We start from the raw sequence: 18,286 nt of genomic DNA, 5'->3' as shown, positions 1-18,286 counted from the left end.
TCAGGGGTAGAACATTAAACTGGATATCCTTCCCGAGTCCGTCATTTAACGAACTCGGGAAAAGATACAACAGCTTCTGTTCCTACCCCTTTTGTGCTTTTAAAACTGATCTGTCCATTCATCGCTTCCACGATGCGGAAGGTAACCATCATACCTAACCCAGTGCCTTTGATTTTATTGGAGAAATACGGTTCTCCTAATCGGGATAGGGCTTCCTCACTCATCCCTTCGCCATTATCTCTGACATGCACCTTAACTATTCCATCCTGTGAGTATGCCCAGATATCAATCTGGCCTTGTCCAGCCTGAAATGCCTCAATACTATTTTTAATAATGTTGATAAAAGCCTGTTTGAACTTTGAAGAATTGCCACGAATATAAATATTCGGCGGGATATCCGTCGTAATCTTTCCACCCTCCAGATTAGCCATCGGTACAAGTATACCTTCGATGTGATCGAATTCTTCCGAAATATTCAATGAAATAATGTGATCGAATTCGGGTTTTGCAAAGGTCAGGAAATCTGTAATAATGCCGGAAGCCCGGTCGAGTTCTTCCAAGGCAATACGAACATATCCTTTATTCTTGTTATCCTCCTGCTCTGTCATAAGCTGAAGAAATCCTCGCGTCACCTGAAGTGGATTACGCACCTCATGAGCAACCGAAGCGGCAAGCTCACTAATGATCTCCATCTTCTCCGATCGCTGCAATTCATTGTTGAACAACTCCAGCTCTTTGGAGTACTCCAGTACTTTGTTATGCTTTTCCGCAAAACGGCTTCCCAGAATAGCAATTAACGAGATGACAAAGGCCACCATTGACCACTTCCACCACAAGAGATGGTACGCCCCATTACGCTGATAATACCATAACAGTTCGACTACACTGATCAGAGAAAACGTACCAAAACCGGATGCTAACAGGATTGCTTCACGGTTACGCTGCAGTGCTTTGGCTATGGTGCCAACCAGCAGGATGGTCAGTAAAATTACCAATACGATACCAACTACATGCTGTACTAGCAGACTGTACAACAGATCCCATTGCCCACCTGATACAACGTAAATAAACAATGAGAACACCGCTATTATGGAATAAGCCCATTGAATTTTTCTTAGTTTGGTAAATATTCCGTATACTCCTGGGCCAATAATTTGTTCAAAGAAATAACAAAGCGCCGGCATCCCGAGAATCATGGATAGATCAAACATAACTGAATACAGGTCACCATACACTTGAGAGAAAGTGTACAAGAATTGAGAGTAAGTGATCACCATTGTTCCGATGGAACCCATCACGACACACAGTGATACCCATAACCCTTTATGAAACTGCCCCAGGAAGAATGTGCAACTCAGCATTATTAGCGAGGTAAATACAAAAGTTGAACCCAGAATGATATCAATTAACCCATTATGGATATACTTCTCCTGCAACATGGAGTATGGCCCGACTTGGACATCACCTTGAATGCCCACCCATCCTCTTTCATTTTGTGCCCATACATAGAGTGTATTTCCAGAATTATCAGCTGATAACGGTAAAAAAACAGCATTATTGTCGTAATTATAATGGTAATTCTCATACACTTTACGATCTTCAAGATAAATTACAATATGAGTACCTTTAATATTTTCGAAACGAATCGCTGAACTTCCATCAGGCAAATAGGGAATCGTCAAGCGTGACCACAAAGATCCGGATGGTTCTTTCGTAATGTCCATCATCTGATCGGCGCTCTGTTTCTCCCAAATCTCATCTTTACCCATGGCCTCACTGATGAAACCTTGATCGCCCGCGTTCCCCCATTTCACTTCCCATCCTGTTATGGATACAGGCTGCCGAATCTCTTCTGGTGCTGCAAGTACATGTCCGTGCGGCAACCACAGAATCATCCAGACCGTCATCCACAAGACGATGATCGCTTTGGGTACATTTCTCATTCACAGCACCTCAAAGTTTTTATTTTCTCTTCTTCATATCCCCTCATATATCATTCGCCACCGTATATCATGTCACCTTCTTATACAAAATCAAAATTCACATATAAGTAGATTTATAGTCTTTTTTCCATTTTATTGTTATACAAGACCCATTAATCTCGTAAGTCCTCATACTGATTTTCGATCATCTCACGTTCCTTCTGTTCCACTTTCGTTCGAAACTCAAGCCATTGCTTCGTATCTTCATCATCGTAAATGGTCCATATATCGGTGAACAAAAAATCACGTAGCTGAACGACCTGACCGGACCAGATACCACCAACCCAAAATAAACCATCAGGGCGACGAATAACGGTGCGGGAAAATCCCGGCGTAGACGCTTTCTGTCCGATCCGAATACGCGTAATCATATTACCAAGTGTGTACCAGTCCATGAGGCACCCTCCTTATGTATCCAAGCTTTATCATAACATAGGCAAAACAAGAAAAGCTGTAAAAACGGGTTGGGCGATTCAACCTTGCGGATCATGTGTAATGGTTTCTCAAAGCAAACACTCACTAACAAGGAGATGATTACAATGAATGAGCCTCATCGTACGGTAGAAGTTGAACATAAGGATGTACAACACAAATCAGATTCAAGTATGGTCGCTTCTACATTCATCAAATATGCCGCATATGTCATTATCTTTTTTGGTTTTCTCTACTTCCTCGTGAAGTATGTATTTCCGAAATTCTAACGAACTCCTGACATAACCTGATCTATTTACGGGGACAATATCATGCTCGGTATGATAATGAAACGCTGAAATGATGGGTTTACTATGTAGAATTGTTTGTACTACAAACTTGTACGGAAGGATGTGCTGATCATGTCTGACAAACCAATTAGCAACGTAGAAAGCGAACGCTATTATGACCGCTACCAGAGGTCCCGTGATATCCCTCCTGAAACTGAAGTCCCGGAAGGTGACATGGATACCTTTGATGAAGTTTCTGGGCGCCGTATTGAGATTGAAATGGAAGATTCGGAGCAGCCACCCGTTACTTCATCTGATATAGATGAAGCAGGTTTGGAATCCCGCTTGACGGAAACTCCACTAGAATCTGTCCCTGATGCAGATTTGGTGCAACCGGGTAGCCCGGTGGACCCCGCCGCACCTGATCCCGATGCCTTGCATGGTACAGATCTGTTAAACGGCGCTGGAGCTGACGCTAAGCCACAACAGAATATCCTGCCGCCACGTTAAACGTTTGAATTGGCGTATTCTGACATTAGGAGGGGCTGACATGACCAATAATAATCAGAAAGAACAACGCGAAAAAACGAATAACCTTGTTACAGAGCGGGATATCGATCCTGATTTTGGACTCTTCACCGAAGACTCTTTCCCAGGTGCGCTGGAGGACGAAGATCAGCGGGATGCAATCCAACATGCCATTCCCGAAGATCATACGTCAGATAAACCCTCTTCGGATAAATCTTGAAGTGTAATCTAATGTAAAACATTGTGACAAGTGAACCGATATGTATGCGCAATTTTGCGCTGAATTTGATGCTGGAGAAACCTCACAAAGTAGGGGTTTCTTTTATTTTTCCACTTCAAAGCTTGCCCTCGTTTCTATAGAAAAGAAGATGACAACTACATCTCCGCCATCTCCTTTCCATATCAGAAACTTATTTGTATCCATATCAAATCCTAGTTACTTCTCCACCGCTTTGGCCGCTCCCGGAATCTTGTACTCCAGTCTGGACCATTTCACCGCTATTGCAGTAGCCAGGAGTGCTAGACCGTTAATGATAAATATCCAGCGAATAGGTATCCAGCCGCCAAGGACCCCACCGATAATCGGTCCTGCCATCGTTCCAATCTGAGCAGCAGACTGGTTCAAACTGAAAGCCCGTCCCCGAAATGCCGGTTCAGTAACTTGCACAATCATCGCATTGATCGCAGGAAACACGGCCGCAAAAAAGAGTCCGTAAACAAATCTTAGGATGCCAAACGCGACATAACCTGTAGTGAAAAATTGCAGCAAATTGCCTACCGCCCCACCGATCAGTCCAATCACTAACACTTTCCCAAAACCGATCCTTGACCCGAGCTTGCCCCAGCGCGGAGCCATAATGACCGTTGCAACCCCTACCGCCGAGAAAATAATCCCTGAGCTTAAGGAAGCCCGATCAGGCTGAACGCCCATCTCCATAACATATACCGTCAATAGCGGCTCGAGAATCATAACGGAAAAGGTACATATGCCCATCATACTGAGTACAGTAACAAACACACGATTCGCTCTCGCTTCACGGATATCATCCATAACATGCGAACGGGCTTTGTTACGATTAAAATTCTCTTCCTTGACCCAGAAGGTTGCAATGAGCGCAGACACCAGCACGACTATCGCCGAAAATAGAAACGCACTCCGGTTGCCATAATAATGGCTGACAAACCCACCAATCAGTGGACCGATAATACCACCCGTAGCTCCCGCTGTAGACATAATGCCCAATGCATATCCTGTCTTCTCCTCGGGTGTATTGGTTCCTACCAGTGCAATCGCCGCAGGCACAAATCCCGCAAGCAACCCTTGGAAAAGTCGAACCACAATCAGTGAATACGGATCTTACACAAAAAAATTAATCAGATACAGGATGGCCAGGCTATATCCCGATCGAATTAACATCGGCTTGCGCCCATATTTATCTGCCAGTGACCCCCAGAAGGGTGATACAAGAGCGCTTGCAAGAAAGGTAATGCCAAAAGAAAGTCCTGACCAGAATTCCAGATGATTGCGCACGCCCAGATCGCTGCTTAGAAATAAGGGCAAAAATGGAATTGAAATTGAATATGCCGTACTGCAAAAAAAGACACCGATCCACAATATGATCAGATTACGCTTCCAAGAGAAGTTCATATCCCCGCACGTCCTTTCCGTAAATGACGCCGGGACTGCCGTGTTTGGAGCGGACGGAACAGACCCGTACGTCCCCCTGATGCGGAAGCATTTTCCTTATTTTACACCCATGCTCTCTTGAAGACCATCCCCAGTTCACCAGATTAACACGGCTTGCATTGCCATTCTGCGCCTAGAAACGGTATGATAGTTGAAGAAATAACCAAACTATATTTCATGAAATTCGTTATACAACGAACCAAGGAGGAACCTATTCATGTTTTCACGGTGGAAAAAAACAACCGCAGTCTCGCTTGTCTTTGCGATGCTGTTAATCGTTGTGAGCGGGTGCGTACGCCCTGCAAGCAATGCTGCACAACCCTCGGTTCCGGCTCCGCCGGAGGGGCCAAAACCTGTAGCAACAATTGAGATGCAGGACGGGCAGAAGATCGTCATTGAACTGTATCCAGAAATCGCACCAAATACAGTGTACAATTTCATCTCACTTGCGAACAAAGGCTTCTATGATGGTCTGATCTTCCATCGGGTTATTCCTGGCTTTATGATCCAGGGCGGTGATCCTGAAGGTAGAGGTACAGGTGGTCCAGGCTATGCAATTAAAGGTGAATTCACCTCTAACGGTCATAAAAATCATCTGAAGCATACCCGTGGAGTAATCTCCATGGCTCGTGGAGATAATTTGGACTCAGCGGGTTCCCAGTTCTTTATTATGCTGGCAGATGCAGATCATCTGGATAACGCCTATGCTTCTTTTGGTAAGGTTACCGAAGGTATGGACGTGGTTGATGGTATTGCAGCACAAGAAATCGGTGGAGGAGACAAGCCGGTTACGGACCAAGTCATGAAAAAAGTAACCGTTGATACACACGGACTGGAATATCCAGAACCTGTGAAGATTACGGAGGAGAAGAAGTAACCTCTTCCAAGAACAAACAAAAGCTCTGTTCTGTGCATGTAGCGCAGAGCAGAGCTTATTTAATGATAACGTTTACATTAATAACTGAATCAAACCTCTTTTTCGGCCACGGATAACACCTCAATGTATCCATCCCAATAAATTCAGCCACCCGATAACCGCAATCCATAGTGGGAAACTAAAGGCCATCCCCCATGCAAGCCCTTTCAACAAGCTACGGTTTGCCTCCATGAACAACGACTCCTTTCTCCAGGGAATAGTCGTAGTATCGGTACCATTATATGGTTTTATACCTGTCTTCATTCGCCGTGACATGCCCTTTTTCCTGCATCTGCCCTTCAACTTCATGGAATGCGCACGATGAACCTGATATACTATGACTACTATAATGATGTGGACTATGATTTATGTTGTGAAAGGAGATTTTCCAAGTGGCTAAATCCAAAAGACATACTCCAGCACCCAAGGCGAAGGCTCAGAATCAGGACCAACCGACCACGCTGAAAGATTTACTGAGCAGTGATGTTCTCGAGAAACTGAAAGCACAGGCCGATGAAGCCAAAGCTGCTGAAGCGCAGCGCAAGGAACAGGAGCGTTTACAGGCAGAGGAAGCTCGTAAGGCAGAGCAAAAGCGCCGGGATAATGATTTTGAATACTTGCTGAATAACAGCTCCATGGACTGGAAGAAACATAAGTAATCAAGGGAGCAAAGAAAAAAAACAATGTTACTTTGGAGACAGGGTCCAAATTGGGCTCTGTTTTTTTATATGTATACATATGATTCACCTCCCCCATGTCGGGTATTTAGAAGTAGAGTGTTCAAGGACAATTCATACATGGAGGGATCAATGAATGGCTGAACAACGTTTGGAAGGCAAAGTAGCAATTGTTACTGGAGGCGGCTCCGGTATTGGTCAGACCTCTGCCATTCGATTTGCCGAGCAAGGGGCCAAAGTATACATGTTAGATCGTACGCCCGAGAACGCAGAGGAAACGAAACAGATCATCGAAAAAGCCGGTGGCGAAGCTTATGTGATTGAATGCGATATCTCCAAGCCGGAACATGTAGAAAAAGCCATCAACCAGGCGGCAACCGAAGCAGGCAAGCTGGATATCGTTTTTGCTAATGCAGGAATTAATGGCGCCATGGCTCCAATTGAAACGATGAAAATCGAAGATTGGGATCAGACGATGGAGATTAACATGCGTGGTACGTTTGCAACCGTGAAGTATGCCATCCCTCATCTGAAAGAACGCGGCGGCAGCATTATCATTACGAGTTCCATTAACGGCAACCGGGTATTCTCCGGCATCGGATTTTCTGCATACGCTTCCAGTAAAGCCGGTCAAACGGCTTTTACCAAAATGGCGGCACTGGAGCTGGCTCGTTACAAAATTCGTGTTAACGCTGTATGCCCGGGAGCGATTGATACGAACATTGACGACAATACGTATCCATCGGATGACCTGAAAGATGTTCAGATTCCAGTTGAGTTTCCTGAGGGACATGAGCATCCACTCAAGGGTGAACCAGGAACATCGGAGCAAGTTGCCAATCTGGTGCTGTTCCTTGCTTCAGATGAAGCCTCTCATGTGACAGGCACACGAATCTATGTGGATGGCGCAGAATCCCTTCTGCGTGGATGAAGTTATCTACACCTCCACTCTGATGACAGAATAACCTTCTAATCGCTGTTATACCCCAGATTTTTTTGATTCCCTTTTCCAAAGGGGAAAATCCGGTGATAAGCATATGCTTCCGATGCAGCTTTCTTTCAGAAAGCTTTTAGGCGAACGCTTCGCTTTCTCTGGTTTTTTCTGTCCTCTCCGTTCAAGTGTAAATGAATCTTTCATCTTAATTTTAGTGTAAAAAATCTAACAAACCCGCAAATTTTCTGGATGATCAGAATGTTTGCGGGTTATCTTAATTAAAACTAAGATTCAGGAAACTTAGTTTTTCGAATCATATTGTGACTGCTTTAACCTTTTGCTACTGATACGTTTCAGCCACTCCGGAATTGCAAAGAGCAACAGATATAACAAGGAGAACAACACCAGAGCCAGAATTTCTTCTCCAAGAATATAGACCGGATAAGGTCCAAGCATATCTAACACAGAAGGTGTGTTCGGTTTATGTCTCAGGAACATATAATTGGCATCAAGAAGCACATCAATAACGTACACCACGAGCGCAGCAATATTCACGAATATCATGGAGCCTGCAACAGATCTCCATCCAGGACGAAGTTGTTCCACCCATGTCATATAAAGTAGAGCAATAACAATCATCGCATGTGCAACAAAGAATTGAATGAAGCGGAAATGAGCAAAATCATATCCGAGATTTGGCGTTACAATCGCCATCAGAGCACCAGCGATACCTGAAAAAAGTAAAGCAGAATATAACCATCTTTTACGTGTCAGTAATAACAGAGCCGATAATAATAACGACAGACTACACAATTCTAGCGGTAGTGAAGTCTGCAGACTCCAAATCCCTCCATACATATACCAGAATTGTAGTACAATCTCACAACTAATCATGAACCCTGCCAGCACGATGCGCACTCTCCGGCTTGAACGTTCAGACATTAAACGAAGCCGATGCCGAACAAGAAATAACAGGACAACAAGTACAGCAATGATGATCATGGATACGATATGTGAAGTCGAGAATGCCGCAAAAGGCTCTGCATCATATGGGTCAAGCCAAGGTGGGTAGGCCATACCTTTCTTCTCTCCTTTTGTTCAGGTTAACAGGGGTTACTTTTTACAACGCGAATGGTAACTTTTCTCATTTTGCCACCGAAACTAATAACTGTCCAGCTTCATTCAGATAAGTATTGTATTTTAAATATCTCTATGTTAAGATAAAACCAAGAACAAAACAAACAAAAAGTTAGTAACTTTAAATTCCGCATTTCAAATATGATCTTAATTGATCTGAGCTTATTCTTATTAACCTTAGCGTTCTAATACATTCAGGAAAATTTCAGAAGATTTCAACTTTACCTTTAGGAGGAATATATTATGCTAATCAAAGGACTCCACCACGTATCCGCACTTACCGCACATGCCGATCAGAACTACCGGTTCTATACAGACATCATGGGCCTGCGTTTGATCAAAAAAACTGTCAATCAGGATGACGTCTCAGTCTATCACCTGTTCTATGGAGATGAAAAAGGAAATCCCGGTACAGAGCTTACCTTCTTCGAAATTCCGATGGCTGGACGTACACGTGAAGGGGTGAACAGCATCTCCGCTACTTCACTTCGTGTACCAAGTGATGCTGCTCTCGCCTATTGGGCTCAGCGATTCGACGAATATGAAGTCCCTCACGGAGAGATTATGCAACGGGGAGGCCGTGCGACACTGGCATTCACAGACTTCGAAGGCATGCGGCTGATTCTCGTATCCGACGAACATAACTCGGGTGTTGCCGGGGGTAAACCTTGGGACCGAAGCCCCGTGCCCGCCGAGTATGGGATCATTGGACTCGGCCCCATTCATCTGACTGTTCAGGATGCATCACTCACTACCCCTGTTCTCACAGAGCTGCTTGGATTCAGAGCAAAAGGAAGCTATCCTGCATTTACTCCAGGTCAGCCTGATGTGCTTGTGTTCGAATCTGGCGAAGGTGGCAGCGGTTCGGAAGTTCACTTGGAGGAGCGTAATGACTTGGAGCTGGAACGTCCTGGACGCGGCAGTGTTCACCATGTGGCATTCCGTGTTGACAATGAGGAAGAATTGCGACAATGGGTTGACCGCGTGCATCAGTTCCAATTCCCAAGCTCCGGTTTTGTAGACCGCTTCTACTTCCGTTCCCTGTACTTCCGTGAAGCTAACGGTATTTTGTTTGAGCTTGCTACAGACGGCCCAGGATTTGATACAGATGAGGACTTTGCAACTCTCGGAGAATCGCTCGCACTGCCCCCGTTCCTGGAAGGGCGCCGTGCTCAGATTGAAGCAAACCTGAAACCACTGAATACTATAATCCGCTGATGTCCGTAACAACCGGGTAAGCCAATTTTCAATAAATCAAAAATAAAACGATGATCACCCGGCAGCTCTAATTCAAAACTTGAATCAGAGAATGCCTGGTGAATCATCGTTTTTTATTAGCCAGCATACGTAGTCTGTCTTACTTAGTCAGATATGATGTAGTAAGTGGTACAAACAAGGCTGAACCTGGATCTTCGGATACAATCTCGACATACACAGCATCTGTACCTTTAACATCCACATCAAGACTCATCATACCGCTTTCCGGAGTGATGTTGAACTTTTTGAGTGTCGCGAGATCCTGGTCGTAGATATGAATCTCCTGATTTCCCTTCAGCGCGGCGAGTTCCAAGTGCAGAGAAGAATATTTTTTCCCCGTGTTGATCTGAATATCTTTCCCCTGTTTCGCAGGGTCATTATGAAGATACACATCTTTGTAATCTTTGCCTTTGTATGTGGTATCCTTAGGATCTTTGGTGTGCCAAGCGGTAGATCCCAGTACGGACGTTCCAAGTACACTCAGCGTTACATTGGTGTTTGTTACTGGCGCGGACCCATTTGATCCTCCACCGATGAGGACGGATGAAGTTGCACCATCATAATTGATCTCTGTTCCAAGCAAAGTACCTACCGCTCGAACCGGCAGATATGTGGTTCCGTTATATGTGATCGGCAATACTGTCTTGCCATTCGCATCCTTGGCTGTCACTGTCTCACCATTTAATTTCAGGGTGATTTTGCTGTTGAGATACGCTTTGATTTGCTCCAAACCTGTCGCTGCAAGTGCACCTGTACCAATACCGAGTGTCAATGTGCCCACCATCAAACCAAGTACGACTTTTTTCTTCATCAAATTCCCTCCCAGACGTTTAAATGAGTTGTCCTTTATACATTTAAACGACTAAAGCGTGAATGTCAATTGTTTTCAGCATTTTCTCGAAACTTTTTTTATTTCCAGACAGCACAAAATGAGGCTGAAGTCACTCCTTTTTTTTCAGCCCCATTCGATGGTCACACTTGCCATAGCATATCCGATATTTTATTAGGTATTTACATCTAAGACCTCGCGCTGCAGCGCAAGGCCACCCTTTGTTCAATCAAATGATTCGTAGTACTCTTCTTCGTATACTTCCGTATTATATTTCAAGTCGTTTGCTTTCCACTCTCCATTCTCATACACATAGGAAAACGTCAAATCACCGGCATACACCTCTTCGCCATATGCCCCAGATGTAGAAACAACAAGCTTTCCATCCTCCACGCTATAATAGGTCACACGGCCAAATTGTAACTTATCATTGTAGAGGCCATCACCGACTCCCTTCTCCACATGGGAGGACTCGGCTGGAACCCCATCCACGGCAATATCTATGTTGATCTGGTCGGAGTCTGTAGTCACTCTGGACTCCACATGTTCTTTCACAATCTCATCCAAAGTCTGCATCTTCATTACTTCCAGTGAAACCGGATCAAGAATATGTGCCTGACCCAGATAAATTCCGGTTCCGTGTCCCTCGGAATACAACACCACTATCTCTTTTTTACCGTCACCGTTCAAATCCAGTTCATGCACTTCAGGTTTGTACGATCCGCCCTCTGCTCTCCAATCACTAAATTCACGTTTCTTGCCGTTCGCCTCAACTACAAGGCCATTATATATATATCCAGAGCCTTCGACGCTCATCGGGTACACTCGAACATCGTTATTCTCTGGTGCCACCGAAACATCATCTGCTTGAACTTGCGTCATCTCTTTGTTGCTGCTCACTGCATCATTCATTCGATCTATATGGGAAGCCTCGACCGCTACGGCCTGGCTGGATGATTCATCTATATTAAGCTGTTGTTGCGACTCATTTGTCGTTTTGGCAGTTGAAGTTATCGAAAGTGTAGCCACCGCCAAAATAATCATCAGCAGGATACCTGTCCAAGTTTTCAATATACTGGGCTCCTTCTTCTGTTGTGATAATCCTATTATATCTTCATTTATCGCCCGCGCGTTGCAATTTTGTTAATCTTTCTTAAAAAATCTTTACAAATCTTCAACCAGGCGAAAAAACGTTCGTCTTTTACCATAATAAGCTAGATCGTGTCTGAAAACGCTGATGAAAGCAGCAGGTTCCAAGACACGCCCTAATTTTCCGGAAAATAAAAAACACTCCGGAAGCAGCTCAAGGCTGCATCCGAAATGCTTTGGTTTTATCGAGTAATCGATCCGTCAGTTGTCTTAACTCTTCTGCTGAAGATGATATTTCTTCCATAATGGCTGTTTCTTCGTGCGCAGCATCCATAATGCGTTTGGCTTCATCTGAGAAGGAACCAGCTTTACCTTGGATCTTCTTCACATGACCATGCGTTTGCTCCACACGACCTGTCTGTTCAGCAATTTTGGCACCGATATCATGAGCACCTTTCATAAACACTTCAACCGTTCCTGTCAGTTCATGCAACGTCTGATCTACAGAAATCGTCCGCTCCGACTCGTTCACTACTAGTCCATGCTGTTCATGGCTGAGCTGCACCGTCTCCCTAATCCGTTGCTGCACACGGCTGATCAATTCATTAATGCGATGTACCGAATCTTTACTCTCATCGGCAAGCTTGCGGATCTGTTGAGCTACTACAGCAAATCCTGCGCCCTCTTCCCCAGCCCGCGCCGCTTCAATCGAAGCGTTCAAGGCGAGCAGCCCTGTTTCTTCAGCAATATTTTTGACAGACTGTGTAATCGCTTCAATATCGGAAGCTTCCTTCTCCAGCAGCAACATAATATCCCGGGAACGATTGTGAGACTCCGCTAGCTCGTCCATTCCCTTCATCAATGATGAGAAGGTTTCTTTCGTATGATCTACTGATTTTTCCATCTGGCCAGATAGCTCTGTCATGCCCAAAGACTGATTTTGCATCTTCTGAAAATCATTCAGCATCTCGTCTGCGGTAATCAGAGAATGATGGGAAGTTACTTTCTGATCCTCTACACCAACTGCGATATGATCTACTGCTTCCGACATCATCTCGATTTGTTCGGCAGCTTGGGTAATCGCTTCACTAAGCGACTGTGCATTTTGAGAAGTTGTGCGTGTACTATCCGCAATATCGTTCACAATACTTCTCAGATTAGAAACCATTACGTTAAAAGCATCATATAATACCGTAAGCTCATCTTGCGTACGACGCTTCGGAATCTCCGTGGTCAAATCGCCGGAAGATACCTGTTGTGCTGCACGAGACAGCTGAACAATTGGACGAGTCAGATAGCGGGAAGCTATCCAGCCGAGAATGCCGTTCCAACATACTCCCATAAGCAGAATGATAGTTATGTATAGCCAGTTTGGCATATCAAGTGAAATCCAGTCTTTTACAAAAAAAATAAAAAAGCCGCTAGTTCCGTACGTAATAATTGAAATTAGTACCAAACCTGCAACAGTCTTTGCCCCTAAAGTCCATTTCATGTTCGCACCCCGTAGTCCTTTTTTCCTATTTTACCAATCTTGTACCAAATTTCATGTGACATATATCACTGAAAACGCTCTATTTACCTTTTGTATACAGTTCATGCATGACTTTCATACCATAAAGCTCATAATGAATAAGACAAGCTTAGGTATCCCTCCCTTGTTGCTATAATCATGATATGAAATTTTAAATTCCCCAATTTAAATTATTATCGGTTCCAAGGAAAGAATCATTTAGCTTGGCATCTATTTTGCTTAAATGATATACTGAGTGCGCTTCAGCAACGCTGGAGCCGAACTATTTTTATGATGCCACTGGAGGCGAACGAGATGTCTACTATGTCCACACGGACGGAGAAAGATTTTATCGGCGAAAAAGAAATCCCGGCTTATGCGTACTATGGAATTCAGACAGTTCGGGCTGTAGAGAACTTTCCGATTACCGGCGTTCCGGTTCACCGGGAACTGATCACAGCACTCGCAGCTGTCAAAAAAGCTGCAGCTATGGCGAACATGGAACTGAAAATGCTTCCGAACAAGATTGGTGAAGTCATCATCATGGCAGCAGATGAAATGATGAAAGGCCATCATCTCGATCATTTTATTGTAGACTCCATTCAGGGCGGTGCAGGCACCTCCATGAATATGAATATCAACGAAATTTTGGCCAACCGCGGACTTGAATTATTAACGAAAAACAAGGGTGACTACTTCCACTGTAATCCGAACAACCACGTAAACATGTCTCAGTCTACCAATGACGTTGTGCCAACAGCTCTGCGCATTGCGGCTTATCAGTTATCCGAGACCCTGTTAGGTACGATGAAAAAACTGCAGGAAGCTTTCCATAAAAAAGAAATCGAGTTCAACGATGTTGTCAAAGTAGGACGTACCCACCTTCAGGATGCCGTGCCTATTCGCCTTGGACAAGAGTTCGGTGCTTATGCGCGCGTGATTGGACGGGACATCGAACGTCTTCAATATGCAAATAAACGCATGCTCTCGATCAATATGGGTGCAACGGCTGTAGGCACAGGTCTCAATGCCAAACCCGAGTATATCATTAAGGTTACCGAGTATCTGTCAGAGGTGACTGGCCTACCGTTGCAGACGGCAGATGATTTGGTTGATGCGACGCAGAATACGGACGCGTATCTGGAACTCTCTGCTGCTCTAAAAGTATGCGCAGTTAGCCTGTCCAAAATCTGTAATGACATTCGCATGATGGCTTCAGGCCCGCGTGCCGGATTTAATGAGTTGCTTCTGCCACCTCGGCAGCCGGGATCTTCCATTATGCCTGGTAAAGTCAATCCGGTCATGGCAGAGGTAATCAACCAGGTTTCCTTCCAGGTCATGGGGAATGACCATACGATTTGTATGGCTTGCGAAGCAGGACAATTCGAACTGAATGTGATGGGCCCAGTCATTGCATTCAACCTGTTACAATCACTGAAGATCATGAATAACGGCATTGATGTCTTCACACGATACGCTGTGGAAGAATTGGAAGCCAATCGTGAACGCTGTGAGTTAATTATGAAACAAAGCTTCAGTGTCGTAACTGCCCTTAACCCGCATCTTGGGTACAACGTAGCAGCTTCGATCGTAAAAGAAGCTTTAAAAACCGGAATGACCCTGCAGGAAATCATTCTGGAGAGAGGTTTGCTGACACCGGAAGAATTAGAAGAAATCTTGCATCCAGAGCAGATGACCACCCCGGGGATTGCCGGAGAACATTTCCTGCGTAATATGGAGCGCATGTAAACAGATTGATGTTATGAGTAACCCATGAAAATTGCCAGAAAAAGAAGCCATGTTATCCGTTCCTTAACGGTTAACATGGCTTTTTTGAAATGTGACTTTTAAGAATAGACTTTCGATGTTAGCAATTGTCCAAGTCTAACCTGATTTGACATAAATGCATTACACGTCAGGCCCAGCGTTTCCGTTCCAGAGATGGCAGAATTCGCAGCTCCTCCCTGTATTTCGCAACTGTTCTTCGGGAAATAATAATTCCCTCTTCGGCAAGGATCGCAGCAAGTCGGCTGTCCGAGTATGGTCTGCTCATCTGCTCCGTGCGAATGACTTCCTTCAGTCGCCGTTTAACTGCCGATGCAGACGTCTGCTCTCCAGATACAAGCGTAATGCCCGAGTCAAAAAAAACCTTAACCTCATACACCCCATACGGCGTGTGTATATATTTTCCGTTTACAGCCCGGCTAACTGTTGACTCATGCATTTGTATCTTCTCAGCAACTACAGCCATATTAAGCGGCATCAAGGCATCAGGGCCTTCACTCAAAAATCGCTTCTGCTCATCCATAACAGCCCTCAGCACACGAAGCAACGTCCTGCGTCGCTGCTGCACACTGCGTATAATAGCTCTCGCCTCTGCTGCCCGGTTCATCCAGACCTCCCCGGGGGATGATTCCCTGATCCAATTGTTGCAAGCATCATTCATGGATACGCGCGGATTGCCTGCAGCAGGCAACTTAAGCACCATTTCCCCATGAACCAATTCTACAACTGCATCGGGGACAATATAATGTGGGCTTTCATTACACCCTATCGAACGGCAAGGTTTCGGATCGAGCCGAGTAATATAGTCATAGGCCAATTGTGCTTCGTACGAAGTTATACCAAGCCTGCTTGCTGTCCGTCCAGGATAAAAAGGAACCAAGGCCTCCAGCCCTGCCTTCACGATCCGCTCCGCATGAGGAACCGCTGCTGGATCACGCTGGATCTGTAATAACAAGCATTCCTGTAAACTCCGTGCCCCAACACCTGGAGGTTCCAAAGACTGCAGCAATTCAAGCCCTGCGTTCACTTCGCTCACGGACACTCCGAGTTCAGCCTGTACTTCGGATAGCTCAACCCTCAAGTACCCTTCATCACTCACGCATCCGGCTAAATAGACTGCCACCTTCTCCAGTCCATGCTGAACATTCAACAGGCGAATTTGCGAAGCAAGGATATGTTCCAGCGTAGGTGCTGACTCTTTGGCATGAAGCAAAGGATCATAGAACGCTTGCGTTTGCTGGTGATTTCTTCTTACAGGTTTATAAGGATAAACGGACTGCTCTTCCAGTTCAAGTAACGGATTATCTGCTGCGGCATCCCGCAAATAACGAATCAGTTCCTGACCGGGCATGGTCAGCAAATGAAAGGACTGCTTCATCTCCGGCGTGATGGACAGCCGGAACCGTTGTTCCTGCACCAACTGAACACCTAACATCCGATGCCCTCCTTATGTCATGATAGACACAATTGATTACTAAAACTATATCCATTGAACAGTGAGTGATTTACACAATACACTTCCATGACAGAACAATGTGGAGAATAGCGATTTCCAGATTACATTCTTCCTTTTCCAAAGGTATTTGCAGGCATAATACCATATCGTTCAGCCCTTGTCAGCATGTCAATACAGAGATGCTGCCTCCTGCATCATTTAATATTTTTCAGACACCAGCTTCGCTTGGGTAAACAACAACAGATAATCCCTGCCACCTGCTTTGGAATCCGTACCCGACATATTAAATCCGCCAAACGGATGCGTACCTACCAAGGCTCCCGTGCACTTCCGGTTAAAATACAAATTACCCGCAAAATATTCACTTCTTGCCTGCTCCAGATGTGCTCGATTACGGGAGATCACGGCACCCGTCAGACCATAGTCTGTGTTATTGGCAATCTCCAGCGCATCCTGGAATGAATCAGCTTTGATAAAAGCCAGTACCGGGCCGAAAATCTCCTCTTGTGAGATCCGGGCACGGGGTTCCACATCTGCAATAATGGTCGGTTCGATGAAATATCCTGCCGGATCTCCGGTGCCTCCTCCATGAACCAAACGTCCTTCCCCTTTACCAATCTCGATATATTCGATGATCTTTGCGTATGCCTTATCGTCAATGACAGGGCCCATGTCATTCACCACTTCAAGCGGACTACCCATCGTTAGTTTTCGTGTCCGTTCAATCACCTTTTGTAATACTTTATCATATACATCCTTATGAATAATGGCACGGGAGCACGCCGAACATTTTTGTCCCGAGAAACCAAAAGCCGAAGCCGTGATGGACTCGGCTGCCAGTTCCAGATCACTGTCACTGTCAACCACAATGGAGTCTTTACCGCCCATCTCGGCAATCACACGTTTGATCCACTTCTGACCCGGAGCGGTGCGTGCAGCACGTTCATTAATCCGCAGACCGACATCGCGGGAACCCGTGAAACTGATAAAACGTGTCAGTGCATGATCGACAAGATAGTCGCCCACCTCACTCCCTGGCCCAGGCAAGAAGTTTACTACGCCGTCCGGCAGACCCACTTCTTTCAGCAGTTCCACGAACTTTGCAGCAATGACTGGTGTCGTGCTGGCAGGTTTTAACACCACCGTGTTGCCTGAAACCAAAGCTGCAGAGGTCATGCCGGCCATAATCGCCAGCGGGAAATTCCACGGTGGAATCACCACACCAACCCCCAGCGGAATATACGTTAGTTCATTATCCTCACCAGCAATCCGTACAAGCGGCTGCGGCTCACTGAGACGCTGCATTTCCCGCGCATAAAACTCCATAAAATCAATCGCTTCAGCCGTATCTGCATCTGCTTCAGGCCAGGTTTTGCCCGCCTCATAGACCATCCAGGCGGAGAACTCATGCTTGCGGCGGCGCATCATCGCAGCTGCTTTGTAGAGATAACGGGCCCGTTCATTCGGGTCCGTATGTTTCCAGGTATGGAACGTTTCCGCAGCCGTTTGGATGGCCTTCTCGGCCAGCTCCTGATCGGCTTGATGAATCGTTCCAATCACCTGATCCTTAGCAGCCGGGTTCACGGAGGTTAACGTGCGGCTGCCGGTTACTTTTTGCCCACCAATAATCATCGGATATTCCTGTCCAAGTTCAGATTCCACCTTACGGAGCGCTTCCTCAAAGGCTTCCCGGTTCGCTTGCACCGCAAAAGCGGTAAATGGTTCGTTAACAAAAGGGATATTCATCAATGATTCCTCCTTCAGGATGTGGGTTCTACTCACTTTATAAGTTTCACAA

At 45.4% G+C, this 18,286-nt stretch carries 16 protein-coding genes and 1 pseudogene; 8 read left to right on the top strand and 9 right to left on the bottom strand.

Going from position 1 to position 18,286, the window contains the following annotated elements; translation table 11 throughout:
- Positions 1–41: 41 nt before the first annotated feature.
- On the bottom strand, positions 42–1,943 hold the full coding sequence (locus AC1VYS_RS06055) for an ATP-binding protein (protein ID WP_482913453.1): 1,902 nt from the start codon (positions 1,941–1,943) through the stop codon (positions 42–44).
- Between the two features lie 152 nt (positions 1,944–2,095).
- Positions 2,096–2,377, bottom strand: a complete 282-nt coding sequence (locus AC1VYS_RS06050) for a hypothetical protein (protein WP_482913452.1) — start codon at positions 2,375–2,377, stop codon at positions 2,096–2,098.
- A 144-nt stretch (positions 2,378–2,521) separates the two neighbouring features.
- On the opposite strand from AC1VYS_RS06050, the gene AC1VYS_RS06045 reads away from it, so the two are divergent.
- The 3 genes from AC1VYS_RS06045 (at position 2,522) to AC1VYS_RS06035 (ending at position 3,431) form a co-directional block, all read left to right on the top strand.
- The gene (locus tag AC1VYS_RS06045; RefSeq protein WP_221819028.1) at positions 2,522–2,683 is read left to right on the top strand and encodes a hypothetical protein; all 162 of its coding nucleotides are present in this window, start codon (positions 2,522–2,524) and stop codon (positions 2,681–2,683) included.
- Between the two features lie 132 nt (positions 2,684–2,815).
- Positions 2,816–3,193: a hypothetical protein gene (locus tag AC1VYS_RS06040; RefSeq protein ID WP_482913451.1), complete on the top strand. Its 378-nt coding sequence runs from the start codon at positions 2,816–2,818 to the stop codon at positions 3,191–3,193.
- 40 nt (positions 3,194–3,233) lie between these two features.
- Positions 3,234–3,431, top strand: coding sequence for a hypothetical protein (locus AC1VYS_RS06035; RefSeq protein WP_482913450.1), 198 nt, complete (start codon positions 3,234–3,236; stop codon positions 3,429–3,431).
- A 216-nt stretch (positions 3,432–3,647) separates the two neighbouring features.
- Here the strand turns inward: AC1VYS_RS06035 and AC1VYS_RS06030 are convergent.
- A pseudogene (locus AC1VYS_RS06030) lies at positions 3,648–4,859 on the bottom strand (MFS transporter).
- A gap of 256 nt (positions 4,860–5,115) precedes the next feature.
- Between AC1VYS_RS06030 and AC1VYS_RS06025 the strand changes: the two are divergent.
- From AC1VYS_RS06025 to AC1VYS_RS06015, 3 genes are all read left to right on the top strand, one after another.
- Positions 5,116–5,775, top strand: a complete 660-nt coding sequence (locus AC1VYS_RS06025; protein ID WP_482913449.1) for a peptidylprolyl isomerase — start codon at positions 5,116–5,118, stop codon at positions 5,773–5,775.
- Positions 5,776–6,206: 431 nt separating this feature from the next.
- Positions 6,207–6,473: a YqkE family protein gene (locus tag AC1VYS_RS06020; protein ID WP_482913448.1), complete on the top strand. Its 267-nt coding sequence runs from the start codon at positions 6,207–6,209 to the stop codon at positions 6,471–6,473.
- Between the two features lie 154 nt (positions 6,474–6,627).
- Complete coding sequence (locus AC1VYS_RS06015; RefSeq protein ID WP_482913447.1) at positions 6,628–7,422, top strand: SDR family oxidoreductase; 795 nt, start codon at positions 6,628–6,630, stop codon at positions 7,420–7,422.
- A gap of 303 nt (positions 7,423–7,725) precedes the next feature.
- Here AC1VYS_RS06015 and AC1VYS_RS06010 read toward each other — a convergent pair whose 3' ends face one another.
- Positions 7,726–8,502 carry a YwaF family protein gene (locus AC1VYS_RS06010; protein ID WP_482913446.1) on the bottom strand — a complete coding sequence of 259 codons (777 nt, stop codon included), beginning with the start codon at positions 8,500–8,502 and terminating at the stop codon, positions 7,726–7,728.
- Positions 8,503–8,805: 303 nt separating this feature from the next.
- On the opposite strand from AC1VYS_RS06010, the gene AC1VYS_RS06005 reads away from it, so the two are divergent.
- Entirely contained in the window at positions 8,806–9,780 is a 975-nt protein-coding gene (locus tag AC1VYS_RS06005; protein ID WP_482913445.1) for a ring-cleaving dioxygenase, read from the top strand.
- A gap of 139 nt (positions 9,781–9,919) precedes the next feature.
- Here the strand turns inward: AC1VYS_RS06005 and AC1VYS_RS06000 are convergent, their stop codons facing one another.
- From AC1VYS_RS06000 to AC1VYS_RS05990, 3 genes are all read right to left on the bottom strand, one after another.
- Entirely contained in the window at positions 9,920–10,630 is a 711-nt protein-coding gene (locus tag AC1VYS_RS06000) for a stalk domain-containing protein (RefSeq protein ID WP_482913444.1), read from the bottom strand.
- 243 nt (positions 10,631–10,873) lie between these two features.
- The gene (locus AC1VYS_RS05995) at positions 10,874–11,719 is read right to left on the bottom strand and encodes a hypothetical protein (protein WP_482913443.1); all 846 of its coding nucleotides are present in this window, start codon (positions 11,717–11,719) and stop codon (positions 10,874–10,876) included.
- Positions 11,720–11,951: 232 nt separating this feature from the next.
- Positions 11,952–13,229, bottom strand: a complete 1,278-nt coding sequence (locus tag AC1VYS_RS05990; RefSeq protein ID WP_482913442.1) for a methyl-accepting chemotaxis protein — start codon at positions 13,227–13,229, stop codon at positions 11,952–11,954.
- Positions 13,230–13,562: 333 nt separating this feature from the next.
- On the opposite strand from AC1VYS_RS05990, the gene AC1VYS_RS05985 reads away from it, so the two are divergent.
- Positions 13,563–14,996, top strand: a complete 1,434-nt coding sequence (locus AC1VYS_RS05985) for an aspartate ammonia-lyase (protein ID WP_482913441.1) — start codon at positions 13,563–13,565, stop codon at positions 14,994–14,996.
- A gap of 166 nt (positions 14,997–15,162) precedes the next feature.
- On the opposite strand, the gene rpoN is transcribed toward AC1VYS_RS05985, so the two are convergent.
- Both rpoN and pruA read right to left on the bottom strand, forming a co-directional pair.
- Positions 15,163–16,467: an RNA polymerase factor sigma-54 gene (rpoN, locus tag AC1VYS_RS05980; protein WP_482913440.1), complete on the bottom strand. Its 1,305-nt coding sequence runs from the start codon at positions 16,465–16,467 to the stop codon at positions 15,163–15,165.
- Between the two features lie 219 nt (positions 16,468–16,686).
- Entirely contained in the window at positions 16,687–18,234 is a 1,548-nt protein-coding gene (pruA, locus tag AC1VYS_RS05975; RefSeq protein WP_482913439.1) for an L-glutamate gamma-semialdehyde dehydrogenase, read from the bottom strand.
- Positions 18,235–18,286: the final 52 nt, after the last annotated feature.

The sequence above is a fragment of the Paenibacillus sp. G34 genome (assembly GCF_056856875.1).
Note: the sequence above shows the minus strand (reverse complement) of the source record. Positions and strands in the feature narration are given on the sequence as shown.

What these genes read in the sequence shown, in the direction of transcription:
- AC1VYS_RS06055 (WP_482913453.1), bottom strand. Translation starts at nt 1,943, where the DNA reads ATGAGAAATGTACCCAAAGCGATCATCGTCTTGTGGATGACGGTCTGG.
- AC1VYS_RS06050 (WP_482913452.1), bottom strand. Translation starts at nt 2,377, where the DNA reads ATGGACTGGTACACACTTGGTAATATGATTACGCGTATTCGGATCGGA.
- AC1VYS_RS06045 (WP_221819028.1), top strand. Translation starts at nt 2,522, where the DNA reads ATGAATGAGCCTCATCGTACGGTAGAAGTTGAACATAAGGATGTACAA.
- AC1VYS_RS06040 (WP_482913451.1), top strand. Translation starts at nt 2,816, where the DNA reads ATGTCTGACAAACCAATTAGCAACGTAGAAAGCGAACGCTATTATGAC.
- AC1VYS_RS06035 (WP_482913450.1), top strand. Translation starts at nt 3,234, where the DNA reads ATGACCAATAATAATCAGAAAGAACAACGCGAAAAAACGAATAACCTT.
- AC1VYS_RS06025 (WP_482913449.1), top strand. Translation starts at nt 5,116, where the DNA reads ATGTTTTCACGGTGGAAAAAAACAACCGCAGTCTCGCTTGTCTTTGCG.
- AC1VYS_RS06015 (WP_482913447.1), top strand. Translation starts at nt 6,628, where the DNA reads ATGGCTGAACAACGTTTGGAAGGCAAAGTAGCAATTGTTACTGGAGGC.
- AC1VYS_RS06010 (WP_482913446.1), bottom strand. Translation starts at nt 8,502, where the DNA reads ATGGCCTACCCACCTTGGCTTGACCCATATGATGCAGAGCCTTTTGCG.
- AC1VYS_RS06005 (WP_482913445.1), top strand. Translation starts at nt 8,806, where the DNA reads ATGCTAATCAAAGGACTCCACCACGTATCCGCACTTACCGCACATGCC.
- AC1VYS_RS06000 (WP_482913444.1), bottom strand. Translation starts at nt 10,630, where the DNA reads ATGAAGAAAAAAGTCGTACTTGGTTTGATGGTGGGCACATTGACACTC.
- AC1VYS_RS05990 (WP_482913442.1), bottom strand. Translation starts at nt 13,229, where the DNA reads ATGAAATGGACTTTAGGGGCAAAGACTGTTGCAGGTTTGGTACTAATT.
- AC1VYS_RS05985 (WP_482913441.1), top strand. Translation starts at nt 13,563, where the DNA reads ATGTCTACTATGTCCACACGGACGGAGAAAGATTTTATCGGCGAAAAA.
- rpoN (WP_482913440.1), bottom strand. Translation starts at nt 16,467, where the DNA reads ATGTTAGGTGTTCAGTTGGTGCAGGAACAACGGTTCCGGCTGTCCATC.
- pruA (WP_482913439.1), bottom strand. Translation starts at nt 18,234, where the DNA reads ATGAATATCCCTTTTGTTAACGAACCATTTACCGCTTTTGCGGTGCAA.